This window comes from Candidatus Pelagibacter sp., from assembly GCF_052049935.1.
Lineage (GTDB): Bacteria > Pseudomonadota > Alphaproteobacteria > Pelagibacterales > Pelagibacteraceae > Pelagibacter.
Map to the genome: position 1 here is coordinate 114,016 of NZ_JBNGZA010000001.1, position 17,367 is coordinate 131,382.

Annotated in this window: 18 protein-coding genes; 14 read left to right on the forward strand and 4 right to left on the reverse strand. The window is 33.9% G+C overall.

Annotation, left to right across the window (positions count from 1 at the left end; translation table 11 throughout):
- Positions 1-3: 3 nt before the first annotated feature.
- The 4 genes from ACTT90_RS00520 to ACTT90_RS00535 all read right to left on the reverse strand — a co-directional run bounded on the left by ACTT90_RS00520 (position 4) and on the right by ACTT90_RS00535 (position 3,037).
- Entirely contained in the window at positions 4-1,026 is a 1,023-nt protein-coding gene (locus ACTT90_RS00520) for a quaternary amine ABC transporter ATP-binding protein (protein ID WP_440936952.1), read from the reverse strand.
- A gap of 67 nt (positions 1,027-1,093) precedes the next feature.
- On the reverse strand, positions 1,094-1,627 hold the full coding sequence (locus ACTT90_RS00525; protein WP_440936953.1) for a hypothetical protein: 534 nt from the start codon (positions 1,625-1,627) through the stop codon (positions 1,094-1,096).
- A 3-nt stretch (positions 1,628-1,630) separates the two neighbouring features.
- Positions 1,631-2,008 carry a hypothetical protein gene (locus ACTT90_RS00530; protein ID WP_440936954.1) on the reverse strand — a complete coding sequence of 126 codons (378 nt, stop codon included), beginning with the start codon at positions 2,006-2,008 and terminating at the stop codon, positions 1,631-1,633.
- 84 nt (positions 2,009-2,092) lie between these two features.
- The gene (locus tag ACTT90_RS00535; RefSeq protein ID WP_440936955.1) at positions 2,093-3,037 is read right to left on the reverse strand and encodes an ABC transporter substrate-binding protein; all 945 of its coding nucleotides are present in this window, start codon (positions 3,035-3,037) and stop codon (positions 2,093-2,095) included.
- 130 nt (positions 3,038-3,167) lie between these two features.
- On the opposite strand from ACTT90_RS00535, the gene ACTT90_RS00540 reads away from it, so the two are divergent.
- The 14 genes from ACTT90_RS00540 to ACTT90_RS00605 all read left to right on the forward strand — a co-directional run bounded on the left by ACTT90_RS00540 (position 3,168) and on the right by ACTT90_RS00605 (position 17,342).
- Positions 3,168-5,504: a DUF1989 domain-containing protein gene (locus tag ACTT90_RS00540; protein ID WP_440936956.1), complete on the forward strand. Its 2,337-nt coding sequence runs from the start codon at positions 3,168-3,170 to the stop codon at positions 5,502-5,504.
- A 5-nt stretch (positions 5,505-5,509) separates the two neighbouring features.
- Positions 5,510-5,860, forward strand: coding sequence for a hypothetical protein (locus ACTT90_RS00545; RefSeq protein WP_440936957.1), 351 nt, complete (start codon positions 5,510-5,512; stop codon positions 5,858-5,860).
- A 98-nt stretch (positions 5,861-5,958) separates the two neighbouring features.
- Positions 5,959-7,284, forward strand: coding sequence for an NAD(P)/FAD-dependent oxidoreductase (locus ACTT90_RS00550; protein WP_440936958.1), 1,326 nt, complete (start codon positions 5,959-5,961; stop codon positions 7,282-7,284).
- 67 nt (positions 7,285-7,351) lie between these two features.
- Positions 7,352-8,821 carry a glutamine synthetase family protein gene (locus ACTT90_RS00555; RefSeq protein WP_440929929.1) on the forward strand — a complete coding sequence of 490 codons (1,470 nt, stop codon included), beginning with the start codon at positions 7,352-7,354 and terminating at the stop codon, positions 8,819-8,821.
- Positions 8,822-8,868: 47 nt separating this feature from the next.
- A complete protein-coding gene (locus ACTT90_RS00560; RefSeq protein ID WP_440936959.1) occupies positions 8,869-9,813 on the forward strand; it encodes a glutamine amidotransferase in 945 nt (314 codons plus the stop codon).
- Entirely contained in the window at positions 9,801-10,649 is an 849-nt protein-coding gene (locus ACTT90_RS00565) for a GXGXG motif-containing protein (RefSeq protein WP_440936960.1), read from the forward strand. The genes ACTT90_RS00560 and ACTT90_RS00565 overlap by 13 nt, the downstream gene beginning before the upstream one ends.
- Positions 10,649-12,070, forward strand: a complete 1,422-nt coding sequence (locus ACTT90_RS00570; RefSeq protein ID WP_440936961.1) for an FMN-binding glutamate synthase family protein — start codon at positions 10,649-10,651, stop codon at positions 12,068-12,070. The genes ACTT90_RS00565 and ACTT90_RS00570 overlap by 1 nt, the downstream gene beginning before the upstream one ends.
- 8 nt (positions 12,071-12,078) lie before the next feature.
- On the forward strand, positions 12,079-12,489 hold the full coding sequence (locus ACTT90_RS00575; protein ID WP_014953532.1) for a hypothetical protein: 411 nt from the start codon (positions 12,079-12,081) through the stop codon (positions 12,487-12,489).
- Between the two features lie 116 nt (positions 12,490-12,605).
- Positions 12,606-14,006 carry an ammonium transporter gene (locus ACTT90_RS00580; RefSeq protein WP_014953533.1) on the forward strand — a complete coding sequence of 467 codons (1,401 nt, stop codon included), beginning with the start codon at positions 12,606-12,608 and terminating at the stop codon, positions 14,004-14,006.
- Positions 14,007-14,015: 9 nt separating this feature from the next.
- Positions 14,016-14,246, forward strand: a complete 231-nt coding sequence (locus ACTT90_RS00585) for a hypothetical protein (RefSeq protein ID WP_440936962.1) — start codon at positions 14,016-14,018, stop codon at positions 14,244-14,246.
- A 64-nt stretch (positions 14,247-14,310) separates the two neighbouring features.
- A complete protein-coding gene (locus ACTT90_RS00590) occupies positions 14,311-14,460 on the forward strand; it encodes a hypothetical protein (RefSeq protein ID WP_440936963.1) in 150 nt (49 codons plus the stop codon).
- 3 nt (positions 14,461-14,463) lie between these two features.
- A complete protein-coding gene (locus ACTT90_RS00595) occupies positions 14,464-15,342 on the forward strand; it encodes a class II glutamine amidotransferase (protein WP_440936964.1) in 879 nt (292 codons plus the stop codon).
- Between the two features lie 3 nt (positions 15,343-15,345).
- Complete coding sequence (locus ACTT90_RS00600) at positions 15,346-16,026, forward strand: protein glxC (protein ID WP_014953537.1); 681 nt, start codon at positions 15,346-15,348, stop codon at positions 16,024-16,026.
- Positions 16,026-17,342: an FMN-binding glutamate synthase family protein gene (locus tag ACTT90_RS00605; RefSeq protein ID WP_440929933.1), complete on the forward strand. Its 1,317-nt coding sequence runs from the start codon at positions 16,026-16,028 to the stop codon at positions 17,340-17,342. Before ACTT90_RS00600 ends, ACTT90_RS00605 begins: the two co-directional genes overlap by 1 nt.
- The last annotated feature ends 25 nt before the right edge of the window (positions 17,343-17,367 follow it).

A 17,367-nucleotide genomic window follows, 5' to 3' on the forward strand; every position in this document is an offset into this window, starting at 1 on the left:
AGGTTATTTTTTTCCTCCAAAAACTGTATCAATTATTTTTGAGGGTTTAATTGAACCAATTATCTTATTATTTTGGTCTGTTACTCCTACAATATCTTCTTGTGTTAAGATTTTTTCTGCAACATCTTCTATAATTTCATCTTTTGAGACCTTAAGATCACCTAAATTATCGGTGTTTTTCTTATCCATAACATCCTCAATTTTTAAAACTTTTTCTCTTGGAACTTCCTCGGTAAATTTTCTTACATATTCGGTTGCAGGATTTAAAACTATGTTAGCTGGTGTATCTAATTGTTCAATTATACCATCTTTCATAATTGCAATACGATCAGCTAATTTTAATGCTTCATCAAAATCATGAGTAATAAACATAATTGTTTTTTGTAATTTTTCTTGAAGTCTTAAAAACTCGTCCTGCATTTCTTTTCTTATCAGTGGATCTAAAGCTGAAAAAGGTTCATCTAAAAACCATATATCAGGCTCTACCGCTAACGATCTTGCTATCCCAACTCTTTGTTGTTGACCTCCGGAAAGTTCTCTTGGAAAATAATTTTCTCTACCTTCTAAGCCTACCAATTTTACCATATCTAAAGCCTTATTAATGCTATCTTGCGTATTAATACCTTTAATTTGAAGTGGAAAAGCTATGTTCTCAATAACTGTTTTGTGGGGCAATAACGCAAAGCTTTGAAAAACCATTCCCATTTTATTTCTTCTAAGATCAATTAATTCTTTTTCTTTTAAAGACAGTAAATCTTGACCTTCTATAAAAATTTTTCCAGAAGTGGCATCTGTTAATCTTGAAATACATCTTAGTAAAGTAGACTTTCCAGATCCTGAAAGACCCATAACAACCAACATCTCTCCTTTTACTACTTCAAAAGAAGCGTTATTAACTCCTACTATACATCCATTTTCTTGAAAGGTTTTTGCATCAACATTACCATTGGCTTGTTCAAGCATTTGTTTGGCATTATTTCCAAAAATTTTGTAAACACCTTCACATTTGATAACTGACTCAGTCATGATTGTTTAAATAGCTTATACAAAAAATGGTATAAAATAAACTGTATAAACTTTCACTACTCCTCTCTTAAAAATTTTTAATATAATAAACTCTTGTATCAATTCCTGTGCTTAAAAAACTTAATGCTTCTCCACTTACCGTAATTGTTTCAATTGTTCCATCATCTAAAGGACCCTCAAGAGTAAAACCTGCAAAACATTTGTTATCTTCCCATTTTACAAATGTTTCTTTGATTAAATTTCCATTGTTCGTATATATCTGAAAAGCTTTATGATTTATTAAATTCGCACCCATTACAGCACGTTGTGGAATAAGCTTTGTTATTTTACAGACTGACTCATAAATTTCATCGGTTAATCTATGTTTATCTGTTCCATCAAATGCAACTAAAACTCCTGATGGAAGTTTTGAGATAACTTCATTTAATTTTCTCTCTTGGGCAATTCTTTCCTCTTCCGCTTTCATTTTTGCAATTAGTTCATCACCGCCACCAAAAATATTATTTAAAATTGTAAAAAATAAAATTACTGCAACTGTTACTGTCACGAGACCAATAAATTGTTTTATTTGGTCAGAGAGAATTTTAAATTTTTCAATCATAATTTATTTTTGTAATTCTCCATTTTTCCAAACTCCAACTGTCTCTGTGCCATCAGGTAAAGTAAATTTACCTTCTCCGTTCATAAATCCATTTTCCCAATTACCTTCATATTTTGATCCATCAGGAAACGTTAAAATACCTAGGCCACTCCAAACGCTATTTTTAAATTCACCTTTATAGATATAACCATTCGGCCATGTCTCTGTTCCTTGGCCATGTTTTTTTGTTGCTACCCACTCACCTTCATAAGTAGTCTTATCTGTATAAATCCATTTACCATAACCATTTTCACAATTTCCTTCTTTACAGCCGGTGCTTCTTGCCAAAACCGACGTTGAAATTAATAAAGTAAAAATTAAAGTTAAAAATAAATTTTTCATTTCATTATCTTACATAAAAATAATTAAAAAAAAATCTCCCCCAACTAAGTTGGGAGAGATTTAAAAGTTTATTTTGATTTACCTTTATTTGGTAAATGGCTTCCAAACACTCTCATTATCAGCTAACCATTTTTTAGCAGCATCTTCATGTGAAAGTTTGTCGATATCAACTAACGATGCCATTGCACCAATGTGACTTGTTGAGAAAGACATTTTCTTAAATGCTGCAGCTGCTGCTGGATGAGTTTTTGGGAAATCTGCGTTAACAGCTTTCTTCAAGTAACCATCAGGAGAACCACATTTTCCATCACCACCATCTTCTGGTCTGCAACCAGCTGTGTATGGAGGGAAGTCGATAAATGTAAAACCAGCACCATCAGTAAAGTTTGGTGTCCAGTTAAAGATTATAGTTCCTCTACCTTCTTTTTCTGCTGCTGCTAATTCTGCCCATAATGCATCTGCACCACCAGCAAATTTAACAGTCCATAAATCACCTAATCCAAGAGCTTCAACTCTTTGAGGGATTAAGTCACCGTGCCAAGATTGTGGACCTTCTAACATTCTGCCTTTACCACCAGAGTCAGGTGTTACAAAGTTTTTTGCACAGTCAGGATTTTTTAAAGCAGTCCAGTCTGGAAGACCTGGGCATAGACCTTTCTCTGCAACCCAGTTTGGATAACCCATATCTTCAAGAGTTCTTGCTTCATGATCACCCCAGTCAAGGATACCACCTTTGTCTAAAGCTGTTGTGAATGATTTACCAAAAGCTGACTCCCATACCTCATGTGAGATTGTTACATCGCCAATTCTAATTGACTCGTAAACAGCTTGAGAATCTGCTGGTACATATTTTACGTTGTTTCCCATAGACTCAAAAATACCACCGATCACATAAGCCATTACTACTTGTGAAGACCAGTTGTGAGTTGGGATAACTATAGGTTTTTTACTATCTGCTGCGTTAGAAACCCCAGTAAAACTTACTAGAGAAATAACTAATGCCGATAGAATAGACATTAACTTTTTCATTTTTTTCCCTTTCCTTATTCCTTAATAAATTAATTTAACTATAAATTTATTAGGGGCTCAACATTAATAATTTTTTATATATATAAAAAATATAGATAAGTTATTATATTTATTAAAATATAAGCTTTTTATGAAAACCACTCTAGATATTAAAGAACCAGGTCTAAATGTCCTGCAACCTGGAGTTGAAAGACATGTTGTAAACGGAGGTGGTTTAACTGCTTTTCAATTATTTCCTGATGACGAAATAGAAATTATTAATGATGAAGGAAATCAAATTTGTGAAATAATTTGTTTTAATAAAGACGGTAAGTCAGAAGTAGGTATTCTTAATCTTAAAGAAAATTCAGATAAAAATTTCATAAGAGATATTTTAAATGGAAAAGATGAAACTATTCTTGCAACAAATTATCAATTAAAAAAAAGAAATCTAAACATCACTCAATCAAAATCATCTATGGTTTTTGATAAAGATACTCCACCAGGTGAAAAAATTAAATTAAAGTCAAAAGATAAATGTTATGCAATTTTCTCTGCTCCAAGTGAACATATGTTGGTTACAAACCAAAATCCTCCAAGTGAATTAACTATTTTTATCAAAAGAGCAAAAATTATAAATGATAAAGAACTGAATATAATTCCAGATCCAATTTTTGAACCTTTGTATGAACAAAATATAGATAAAGAAACTTCAATTGCTTATGAGGTTAAAGAAGGTGATTATATTCAGGTAATTAGTCCAACGGGAAGACAATGTTCTGACTTTGTAGCTTTTGATACAAGAAAATTAAATAAAGGAATTGAAAAAGGTTTAGATTGGCAAACAACAAGAACCTTTATGGGAAACACATTTCCAGGCCCAGGATTATTTTCGAAATTTTATGATACAGATCATGAACCATTAGTAGAGGTTATAAGAGATACTGTTGGAAAACATGATACTTTCAACTTAGCATGTACTTCAAAATATTATGAAGATGCAGGTTACTTTGGACATCCTAATTGTTCAGATAATTTAACAGAGTCCATGTCAAAATATGGTGTTCAAAAACAAAAAGGATGGCATGCAATAAATTTATTTTTTAATACATCGGCTGCTGGATTAAATTCTGTTGTATCAGATGAGTCTTATTCAAGGCCTGGTGATTATGTGATGTTTAGAGCCTTAAAAGATTTAACAATTGGTACTACGGCATGTCCAAGTGATATCGATGCATGTAATTCATGGAATCCTACAGATATTTTTGTTAGAACTTACGATAAAAAAAAAGAATTTAGTAAATCTTTTGCATTTAGAATGAAAACAGACTCTGAAAAAAAACTTACAAAAAATTCTGGCTTCTATGAAAGAACATCAAAACTAACAAGAAACTTTGTTGATGCTAGAGGTTTTTGGTTACCTAATGATTATACAAAACATGGTCTAGTTAACGAATATAATGCTTGTAGAGAAAAAGCTGTGTTAATTGATTTATCATCTTTAAGAAAATTTGAAATCATAGGACCTGATGCCGAAGAATTATGCAACTACACACTAACTAGAAATATTAAAAAATTATCTGTTGGACAAATTGTTTATTCTGCAATGTGCTACGAAAATGGAATGATGTTTGATGATGGAACATTATTAAGATTAAGTGAAACTGGTTTTAGATGGATTTGTGGAGATGAGTATGCAGGTGAATGGTTAAAAGAAGTGGCCAAAAAGAAAAACTACAAAGTTATAATTAAAAATTCTACAGATCAGATTAGTAATGTTTCTGTGCAAGGACCAATGAGTAGAGAAATTTTAAAAAAAATAATTTTTACTCCACCTACTCAACCATCTATAGATGAGCTTGGTTGGTTTAGATTTACAATATGTAGAATTGAAGAATTACAAGGAATTCCTTTAATAGTTTCAAGAACTGGTTACACAGGTGAACTAGGTTATGAAGTATGGTGTCATCCAAAACATGCTCCTGAAGTTTGGGATAAACTGATGGAGGCTGGAAAAGAACATGGAATTATTCCTGCAGGCTTTGCTGCTTTAGATAAACTTAGAATTGAAGCAGGATTAATTTTATTTGGTGCTGAATTTGATGGTCAACAAGATCCATTTGAAGCCGGTATAGGATTTGCTGTTCCATTAAAAACAAAAGAAGATGATTTTATTGGAAAAGAGGAATTAAAGAAAAGAAAAGAAAACCCTCAAAAAAAACTTGTTGGTTTAGAATTAATTGGAAAAGAACCTGCTGGACATGGTGATTGTGTTCACATTGGCAGATCACAAGTGGGAATTGTTACTAGCGGATGTCTATCAACCATTTTAAATAAAAATGTAGCTTTGTGTAGAATCGATGCCCAGTACTCAGAAATTGGAACTGAAGTAGAAATAGGAAAAATTGATGGTCATCAAAAAAGAATTTCAGCTAAAGTGGTTAGGTTTCCTTTTTATGATCCAGACAAAACAAGAGTAAGAGCGTAAAATAAATGCCAAAGACATCAAAAGATCTTCTGGAGTTTTGGGAAGAACAAATGAAACTTTCACATACATCTAGCAATTATTTTTTCAGAAAATCACCTTCTCATTATCATATGATGTTAATTGTAATGCATTCATATAAGAAGAGAGAGAATCTCTCAGTTGAAGAACTTAAAACAAGACTTTTTAAAACTTCTAGGCCTAAATCGGCTCTGATGATTAAAGAAGCTTGTGAGAAGAATTTCTTTAATTTAGAAAAAAAAGGGAAAGATCATCGAAAGAAATATGTGATACCTACCCAAGGATTTATTGAGGAATTCAATAGTTATTTAACAACTCTAAAGAGTCTTAGCTTTTAATAAAAACAACAATTATTAGTTGCAGATCCAAAACTTCTAAAAATTATATATAAAAAATAATATATTCTTTTGTTTTACAAAAAAATAAGGTTTAAATTATGTCTATACCTTCAAAAGCAAAAGTTGTTATCATTGGTGGTGGTATTCATGGTTTGAGTACTGCTTGGAAATTATCAGAAACTTATAAAAACCCTGGCGATATAGTTGTTCTAGAAAAAAAAGATACAGCCGCAGGTGCTAGCGGAATTGCATGTGGAGTTGTTAGAAATAACTATTTCCAACCTGCAATGAGAGAATTAATGGCTCACTCAGTAGAAGTTTGGGAGAGTGACCCTAAAGCATTTAAATACAATGCTGTTGGTTATTTACAAATATCACCAGAAGTAATGCATGCGGATGTTGCAACAATTTATGAACAACAAAAAGCTATTGGATATGAATCTGAATTTATTGAAGGTGAAAAAGATTGCATGAAATATATGAAAGGCATGTTCGATGATTGGCAAGCACAAGGAATTACATCTGTGCTTCATGAGAAAAAAGGTGGATACGCATTTAACAAAGACTCAATTAAAGCTTTAGAAAACAAATCAACTTCTAACGGCGTACAAGTTATTAAAGGTGTTACAGTTAATGGTTTCAAAAGAGGTAGTAATAGTAAAGCTGTTACAGGGGTAGAAACTGATAAAGGAGTTATTGATTGTGAGCAAGTAGTTATTGGTGCTGGCCCATGGGCAAGAGATTTTTGGAATATGCTAGAGCTTCCAAAAACAGCAAACATTAAAGGTAAAGATGGTAAAATGCACACAACAGATATGTGGACATATTGGATGTTACAAGAAGGTGTTATAGGTGTGGAGCCAGATTTTTTAAAGATGAATAATGGTGAACAGCCTCCGGTAATACACGTAGATTCTACTGCACCTTTATATTCAGATAAAACAAAAAAATTAATAACAGATAAAATTTGGGGAATTTATTATAAACCAGATATTGAAGGTCTAGGAGTTCAAGGTGGAACTTCTCCATACATAGTTGATAAACATTTTGATCAAGTGAATGTAGATCCTTATGGAATAGAGTCTCCAGAATACCAAACTACTGAAGCATTTAATGATATGTGGTGCTCTGCATTAGCTCATTGCCAAAAAAGATTTGAAGGTAAGTCTGATCTATACAGAAAAGGACCTTCAGGAGGACTAGGATGTATGACGCCAGACTCTTTTCCAATTTTTGATAGATTTTTAGAAAATGTATATTTAATTGCTGATGCTAACCACGGATATAAAATGTTAGGAGTTGGTGAGCTAGTTGCAAAAGAAATTTTAGGACAAGAAAGTGAATTGTTAAAACCGTTTAGATTCAACCGGTACGAGAAGGGTGAACTTCATCCTACTTCTAACAGTCCGTTCCCTTGGAGCTAATTATCCAAGTAGACAGACTTTTTAATTTCAGCTAACTTTTTGTTCTGAAAATTAAAGAGGGGAAAAAATGACTGATCTAGAAAAACATGTAAATCAACCAGGTAGAGATAAGCTTGTAAAAAAAGTTAGAGAAAAAATTAACGAATTAGGAATAACATATATTTATTTCCAATTTATTTCAGTAACAGGAAGAATTGTAGGTAAAGGTATACCAGCAGACCACTGGGAAAGAACTGCAGAAAAAGGTTTCCAACTTGTTTATGGTGCAACAGCAAACTTATTTTTAGATCGTCACAACAACTACATTGGATATGGTCCAGAAGCCAAAGAGTTAGTTGGTATCCCTGATCCAGAAACTTTTGTTCAATTACCTTGGGATAAAAAAGTAGCGAGAGTTTATTGTACGTGTTTTAGAAATAGAGAAGAAAGAGAAAATCCAGGCGGACATTTAACTTCTGACTGTAGAGGAAATTTAAGAATTATAGCTGAAGAATTCAAAAAGAAGCATGGCTACCAAATGAGAGTTGGAACAGAACCAGAGATGATGTGGTTAACTAAAAATGAAGATGGAACTCCCACTGGAAAAGGTTTTTCGAAGCCTTTTTGTTATCACATAGATCAATTTGAGTCTTTAAGACCTGTATTCATGAAAGTTATTGAGTATGCAAATGCAATGGGTCTAGATATGATTCAGGGAGATCACGAAGATGCTCCTGGTCAGCTAGAACTTAATTGGATGTATGATGATGTACTAAGAAATGCTGACAGACTTTCTACCTACAGACAAATCTGCGCACAAGTAGCAAGAGAACATGGTTTAATTGCATGTTTTATGACTAAACCATTTATGGGTGTATCAGCAAGTGGTTGTCATACAAATATGTCTTTATGGAAAGGTGGAAAAGATAAAGTAAATAAACTTGGTCATAAAAGTTTACCAGGTGTTGATGAAGTATTTACTTATGTTGAGGGTGGAGAAAATACATTTATGCCTGATACAAAAGATATGCAACTTCCAGGAAAAATTGGATTGCAATCTATTGGAGGCGTAATGAAACACTTGCCAGCTCTTACTGCTATTGGCTCATCAACTGTTAACTCTTATAGAAGATTGTGGGACCAAGGTTTTTGGGCACCAGTTTATGCAGATTGGGGCTATCAAAATAGAACTTGTGGTCTAAGAGTTTCTGCTCCAGGTAGATTTGAATACAGATCTGTAGACTCAATGCATAATCCATATTTAATGGGTGCAGCTTTGTTAAAAGCTTTTGATGATGGAATATCAAATAACATAGACCCGGGTAAACCAGAGTCTAGAAATATATATGAAGCCCAAAAAGCAGGTAAGGATGTGAAAAAACTTCCTTTAAGTCTTGGTGAGGCTTTAGATAGATTATCAGAAGACAAAGTAATTCAATCAGCAATGCCAGATGAAATGTATAAGATATTTCATTGGTATAAAAACGATGAGTGGGAAAGATTCCTTGGGGCAACAACTCAGTGGGATCTAGATACTTACTTGGATTGTCTACCATAATAGAATTAAAGGAAAATAAATTAACAATTTAACATAAGGAAAAAGATATGTGTGGAATAGCTGGACTTATTCATAGAAATAAATCTTCTAATGTTGGAAGCGAACTTCAAGGAATGCTTCAGGCTTTAAAACATAGAGGAGAAGATTCTACTGGTTATGCATTATACGGGGATACTGATGGAAAAAATTTCATCATGAGATTTAAAGTTGGTGAAAATGTTGGTGAAGGAAGTTCATCAATAATGGAAGATGTTTCTGTTTATGATGAAAGAGTAAAAATTGTAAATGCAAAATTGAAGGAATTAGGCGCTAACATTATTAAGGAAGAGAGAATACTTCCCTACTCACTAAGATATGAAATCACTTATGACGCAAAAGACTTAAGAGATTTATCTGAAAAAATTGAGAGTGTTCCAGGAGTAGAAATATTATCTCTAGGTAAATCTTTAGAGGTAATTAAAGATCTGGGAAATGCTAAAGAAGTTTGTGACAGATATAACTTAGGTAACTTAGTTGGTACTCACGCAATTGGTCATGCTAGAATGGCAACTGAGTCTGGTGTAGATATTAAATCTGCTCACCCATTTTGGGGATATCCATTTAGTGACGTTTCAGTTGTTCACAATGGTCAACTTACAAACTATTGGAATAATAGAAGAGTTCTTGAAACTAAAGGAATGAGATTTATGTCAGAATGTGACTCTGAACTTATTGCAGTATATCTTGCTGATAAAATGAGAAATGGAGCTTCACTTGAAGAAGGTATGAAAGACTCTCTTCATGAATTAGATGGAGTATTTACTTACTTTGTTGCGACTAAAAATTCATTAGGAATGGCAAAAGATACAATGGCAGCAAAACCGTTAGTACTATATGAATCAGATGATCTTGTGGCAATGGGATCTGAGGAAATAGCAATTAGATCAGTGCTACCTCAAGAGATTGACACTTATGATCCGTTTAATGGAGAGGTTAAAGTATGGCAAATTTAAAGACTGAAAAATCAAAAGCTCGTTCAATGGGTATGCACACTGAGGTGCTTACTGGAAGAACTCAGCAAAAATTCTTTAACCCTGATGAAGCAGAGAATTTCTTTTATTTTGGAACTTACGACGTCGACTTTAATAAAAGAACAGAACTTGATGTAAAAGACATGACTGCAACTGAAGCTAATAAGGAAATAGATAATCTTATGAGCAAAGGTTTCGGAACTATAGTAATCAAAAATCCTCAAGGAAAACACAGTTTGGGAGTTGGAATTTTAAATAAACTTAATTTAATTTTTGAAGGTAGCTTAGGTTACTTTGGTGTTGGATCATGTGATGGACCAGTTGTAAGAGTAAATGGTCGTGTTGGATGGTCTTGTGCAGAAAATTTGATGGCTGGTAAAGTAGTGATTGAAAAAAATGCTGGCTCTTCATTTGGTGCTGCTATTAGGGGTGGCGATTTAATTTGTAAAGGTAGTGTTGGTTCTAGGACTGGTATCGATATGAAAGGCGGAACTATTATAATTGGTGGTGACGCTGGTGCTTTTACAGGTTTCATGATGCAACGAGGAAGAATAATTATTCTAGGCGATGTTGGAATTAACTTAGGAGACTCTATGTATGATGGAATTATTTATATTGGTGGAAAAATTGAGTCTTTTGGAAGTGATGCTGTAACAGCAGATCTTACATCAGATGATGTTTCTTGGCTAAAAAGAAAATTAAAAGTTGCAGAGATTGGTGAAAACTTTGACGTTAGTAAGATGACTAAAGTTGTGGCTGGTAAGAAACTTTGGAACTACGATAATTTAGAACCTACAGAGAAAAAAGGAGCAATTTAATGGTTAAAAAGAAAACAAAAGCAAAAAAGAAAAAATCAAATGGACAAGCTGGAGTTGGTGGAAAAGCTGATGTTCATTTAAATAAAAGTGGAGGAAGAAATAAAAGTTTACTTGGTTTAAATGCTATTTTTACTCCAGATGTAATTGACGATATTCATATCAAAGCTGAATTAGGAAGATACAGAATGCGAGGAATGGCATTGATGAAAAAAATTCCTGATTTTGATGATTTAACTTTCTTACCTGGAACACTTACAAGATTTGTAATTGAAGGTTACAGAGAAAAATGTGAAACAAAAACTGTAATTGGTCCAAGATGTGAAAATCCAGTAGAGCTTGATATTCCTGTTTATATCACTGGAATGAGTTTTGGTGCTTTATCTTATGAAGCCAAAACAGCTTTAGCAAGAGGAGCTACAATGGCTGGAAGTGCTACGTGTTCAGGAGAAGGTGGAATGATACCTGATGAAAGAAGATATTCTGAAAAATGGTACTACCAATGTATCCAATCAAGATATGGTTTTAACCCACATCACGCACAGTTAGCAGATGGTATTGAAGTGTTTATTGGTCAAGGTCAAAAAGTTGGAATGGGTGGTCACCTAATGGGTCAAAAAGTTACTGATCAAGTAGCTGAAATGAGATCTTTACCTGCTGGTATTGATCAAAGATCACCAGCAAGACATCCTGACTGGTTAGGTCCAGATGACTTAGCTTTAAAGGTTCAGGAGTTAAGAGAATTGACTAAAAATAAAGTGCCGATTCAATTAAAACTTGGTGCTGCAAAAGTATATGATGATGTACGTATGGCAGCTAAATGTGATCCTGACTCTATCTATATTGATGGTATGGAAGGTTCAACTGGTGCAGGTCCACACATTGCAGCAGCTAACACTGGTATTCCAGGAATAGCGGCAATCAGAGAAGCAAGAAGAGCAATCGATGATGTAGGTAAAAATGGAAAAGTATCACTAATATATGCGGGTGGTGTAAGAGATGGTGCTGACCTTGCTAAATGTCTTGCATTAGGCGCGGATGCAGTTGCAATTGGAACTGGGGCGATGATAGCTCTTAACTGCAATAAGGAAATCCCGGAGTCTAATTTTGAGAAAGAAATGGGAGTTAAAGCAGGTGAATGTTACCACTGCCATACTGGAAGATGTCCAGTTGGAGTTGCTACTCAAGATCCTAAATTAAGATCAAGATTAAACCCAGATGATGCTGCTTTAAGAGTGTATAACTATTTACACACAATGACTTTAGAGGCTCAATTATTAGCTAGAGCTTGTGGTAAAACAAATATCCATTCTTTAGAGCCAGAAGATTTAGCGGCATTAACATCTGAAGCTTCAGCATTAGCTAAAGTTCCACTTGCTGGAACTAACTACACAGTTGGTGTTGACAACTTCCATAAAATATAAGGATTAATATGCCAAAGAAAAAAGTTAAAAAAGCTAAATCAAAAAAAGTAAGTAAGGCTGTAATTGGAAAATCTAAAGAGACAGCTAGAGAAAAGATGATAGGCCAACATATCGGTTACAGATATGATGTTAATCTTTTACCTGATTACAAAAAACTAACTCCATTTCTTAAGAAATACGTAGAAGCAATGGGATGGGATGATTTAAATTGGTTAGAAGATGTTCACATGGGTTATGAAGAAGGAAGACCAGCTGTTTTTTGTAGAAATGCAAATGGTTGGGTAACAATCCCGAAATCTATTAAATTACCTAACAACCAACAAGACAGGGACATGATAGCAAGAGAGCTATTAGTTAAGTTTCAAATGTCAAAAAAACACCCTCTTGTTGATTTGAAAAAAGCTTATTTAAAGTTTTAAATTCACTTATTAGTTGATTATTTATAAAGACCAGCGGCATAATAGCTGGTCTTTATAATATTGTATCTCTCTTTTAATTTTTATAAAGTTTAAGAAATTAACATGGGGGAGAGAAAATGACTGATCAGTTAAGTGCTCTTACGACCATATTTACAGAGTTTTACTACTGGGTAACAGTAGTCCTAATGTTCTTAATTCACGTTGGGTTCTGTATGTATGAAGTTGGAGCTTCTCGTTATAAACACCATCAACACACATTAATGAAAAATACAATGCTGATACCTTTGGTAACAGTAACTTGGTTTTTCTTTGGTTGGTGGATCTATTGGGCATTTCCAACAGGACCAGGAATTGCTCCATCAATAATGAATGAAAGTACTGCATTGATAACGGATGAAAGTGCTTTTAGTGCAACGTGGTACACAGCAACTTCAGAATTAATGGCTATAAACTTAAATGACCATATAAGTGGAGTATTCTGGGCTGCGTTTTTATTATTTTCATGGACTGCAGCATCAATTGTTTCTGGTGCAGTGATTGAAAGAATAACTACATTTGCTTTTGGTATTTTAGCAATAGCAATTGGTTCAGTGTTCTGGACAATCGATGCAGCATGGGGATGGCATTTTGATGGATGGATGCTCAAAATTTTAGGTTATCATGATGCATATGCATCTGGAGTAATTCACGCAATTGCGGGTGGATTTGCTTTAGGAGTACTTATGGTTCTTGGGCCTAGAATTGGTAAATTTTCATCTAGTGGTGAACCAAGAAATATTGGACCTAGAAATCCTTGGCTAGTAACAGTTGGACTATTTATGATCTATACTGGTTTCTGGGGATTCTATGCAGCGTGCAATATTCCAATATTTGATCTTGGACCAGAGTACGGAATGGAAGGTGTATCGTTCTGGACTGCTACAAACATTTATGTAACACCAACTACACTTAGTGGTATTACTTTTAACTTCTTGATGTCACTATCAGGAGGATTGTTAGCTGGATATTGGATTGCTAAAGGTGATCCGTTCTGGACTTACTCAAGTGGATTAGCTGGTATTATATGTGCTTCAGCAGGAAATGATCTATACCATCCAATTCAATCAATGATTATTGGTATGATTGGTGTAGTTATATCTTACAAACTTCATTATTGGGTTGAACGTAAGTTCAAAATTGATGATGCAGTTGGAGCTGTAGCTGTACACGGTTATGCTGGATTTATTGGTCTTGTAATATGTGGTTTTGTTTTAAATGGTTATCCTTCGTCTGGTTACAGTGTAGGAGCTATGTGGGATGGAACAACATACGCAACAATTAATCCGCTAGGTCAGTTCTTAGGAGCAATAATAATGTTTGTTGTTCTAGGACTAATACCAGGTTATGTCATTGCTAAAGTGCTAAACGGTATGGGTAAACTACGAATCCCACGTGAAGTAGAGTTAGCAGGACTTGACTATGAAATAATGGAAGCTGACAAAGATGCAGAAAAAGCAGTTTCCTCAGCAACAAGGTAAAGGAGAAATATGGCTACAGTAACAAACTGGATAGATCACCTTAACAAACCAGCAGAGGAAGTTGTCGGAGCAGTTTATCCGGGTGCTGGTTCTAGCGAAGGTTTGCTTGTTATTATTGGTATAGTTTTGTGGATAGGTTGGCATGTTTTGACTGCTAAATCAGAGAGCGAAAAGCTTGAGAAACTAGCAAGAAAAAGACGGAGCGCTAACGACTATAAAAACAATATTGCCAATTGGTAATTAAATAATAAAATTAAGGGCGCAGTTAAATTTTTGACTGTGCCCTTTTTTTATTTAAAAATTTATGAATGAAGAAGAAAAAAATTTACCTCCATCTAAAATGAGAGGTGTAGCATTTCCAAAGGCTAAATATGGAGTTATAGCTGCTGTAATTATTATTGTAATAGTAAATCTAATTTATTATAAGGACGCTCTTTTATCTTTAATAAAATAATTTATGTGTGGAATAGTCGGGATATATCTAAAAACAAAAAAATATGAAAAAAATTTAGGTAAGTTTTTATCTGGAATGTTGGATGGGATGGCAACTAGAGGACCTGATAGTGCTGGCTTTGCAATTTACTCAAAAGAAAAAAAAGGTTTTTACAAGTATTCGATTTGTCTAAATAATTTAACTCAAGATCAATTTAAAAAAAAAATTTCAAAATTTATAAAAAAACCTAAGATAAGTATATTTTCTGACCATATTGTTTTGGAAACGAAAGAAAAACCAAAGAAAGTTTTGGGAATATTAAATAATAATTTAAATGAAGTTTCAATTGTTGGATATGGTAAAAGCATAAATATTTTCAAACAAACTGGTAACCCAAAAGATGTAGTAAAAAAATTCAAACTTTCATCTTTTTCTGGAACTCATGGAATTGGTCATACACGTATGGCAACTGAAAGTGCTATAACGACTCAAGGATCTCACCCCTACTCTACAGCTGAAGATGAGTGTTTAGTTCACAATGGCTCACTTTCAAATCATAATAATGTTAGAAGAATTTTAATTAAAGATGGTCAAAAATTTAATTCTGAGAATGATACAGAAGTTGCGGCAGGATATATATCTAATCAAATTTCAAAAGGTAAAGATTTAGAAAAGACATTGAAAAATAGTTTAAGCGATTTAGATGGTTTCTATACTTTTATAGCAGGCACTAAAGATGGTTTTGCTTTATTAAGAGATGAAATCGCTTGCAAGCCAGCAGTTGTTGCAGAAACAAAAGATTATGTAGCTGTAGCTTCTGAGTTTCAAGCTATGGCGCATCTACCTAATGTAAATGATGCTAAAATTTTTGAACCAAAACCTGGAGTAGTTTATCATTGGTAATTTATGAATTTAGATTTAAAAAAGAAAAAATTAAGAGAAGTAAATTCATTTCTCCAAGATGTAGATAGAAAAAACAATCAAAGAAAATTTGAAATTTTAAATCCACAAGGACAACATGCAATTTGTGCTGGTTTAAAAGATGAGATTGAAGTGAACATCAAAGGGCACACTGGTTACTACTGTGCTGGCATGAACCAAAATGCTCATATTAAAATTGATGGAAATGTTGGTACTGGAGTTGCTGAAAATATGATGTCAGGAAAAGTTACTATAAATGGAAATGCATCACAAGCAGCTGGAGCTACTGGGCATGGAGGAACTTTAATTATTGAGGGTGACGCTAGTTCTAGATGTGGGATATCAATGAAAGGAATTAATATTATTGTCAAAGGTTCAGTTGGACACATGTCAGCCTTTATGGCTCAAAAGGGAAATTTAATTGTTTTTGGTGATGCTGACGCTGATCTGGGAGACTCAATTTATGAAGCTAAGATATTTGTCAAAGGAAAAGTTAAAAGCTTAGGTGCGGATTGTATTGAAAAAAAAATGGATGAAAAAAATATTCAAATTTTAAAAAATATATTTAAAGAAAATAATATCAAAGAAGATCCAAAAAATTTTAAAAGATATGGATCTGCTAGAAATTTATATAACTTTAAAATAGATAACGTAGGATCATATTAATGAAAAAAAATCTAAAAGAATTTAAAACATTTCCAACATCAACAATTCAAGAAATTCAAAGAGCAGCAAATGAAGGAATTTATCAAATAAGAGGATTGGGAGCTAAAAGAAAAGTTCCTGATTTTGATGATCTAGTTTTTTTAGGTGCTTCTATGTCAAGATATCCATTAGAAGGCTATAGAGAAACATGTAATACTTCTGTGATTTTAGGTGATAGGTTTGCAAAAAAGCCTCTTCACCTTGATATTCCAATTACGATAGCTGGTATGAGCTTTGGTGCATTAGGAGCAAATGCGAAAGACGCATTAGGCAAAGGTGCTTCTGCGATGGGTACATCTACGACCACAGGAGATGGTGGTATGACTAAAGAAGAAAGAGGTTCTTCTAAATATTTAGTTTATCAATTACTTCCCTCTAGATATGGAATGAACCCTGATGATTTAAGAAAAGCAGATGCTATAGAAGTAGTTGTGGGTCAAGGTGCTAAACCAGGTGGTGGTGGTATGCTTTTAGGACAAAAAATTAATGAACGTGTTGCTGGAATGCGAACTCTTCCTCAAGGAATTGATCAAAGGAGTGCTTGCAGACATCCAGATTGGACTGGGCCTGACGATTTAGAAATTAAAATACAAGAATTAAGAGAAATAACAAACTGGGAAAAACCCATCTATATTAAAGTAGGTGCTGCAAGATCTTATTATGATACTACGCTCGCAGTAAAAGCTGGTGCAGATGTTGTTGTTTTAGACGGTATGCAAGGTGGTACAGCTGCCACACAAGATGTTTTTATTGAACATGTTGGAATTCCAACATTAGGCGCTCTGAGAGAAGCTGTAGATGCTTTGAAAGAGCTGAATATGCACAGAAAAGTTCAATTGATTGTATCAGGTGGAATAAGAACTGGAGCGGATGTTGCTAAAGCATTAGCTATGGGTGCAGATGCAGTATCTATTGGTTCAGCAGCTATGATGGCGCTTAACTGTAATGCTGATTTATATAGAGAGGACTATGAAAAATTAGGTACAGAACCTGGCTTTTGTCATCACTGTCATACTGGAAGATGTCCAGTAGGTGTTGCCACGCAAGATCCAAAATTAGAAGAGAGACTAGATCCAGTTGAAGGAGGCAGAAGATTAAGAAACTATCTGAGCACTCTTACATTAGAATTACAAACACTTGCTAGAGCTAACGGAAAATCTGATGTAAGAAATCTAGAGCCAGAAGATTTAGTTGCACTAACAGTTGAAGCAGCTGCTATGGCAAGAGTGCCTTTGGCTGGTACAGATTGGATACCTGGTTTAAAAGAAAAAGGTTGATTCATTTATCTTAAGTTTATAACCT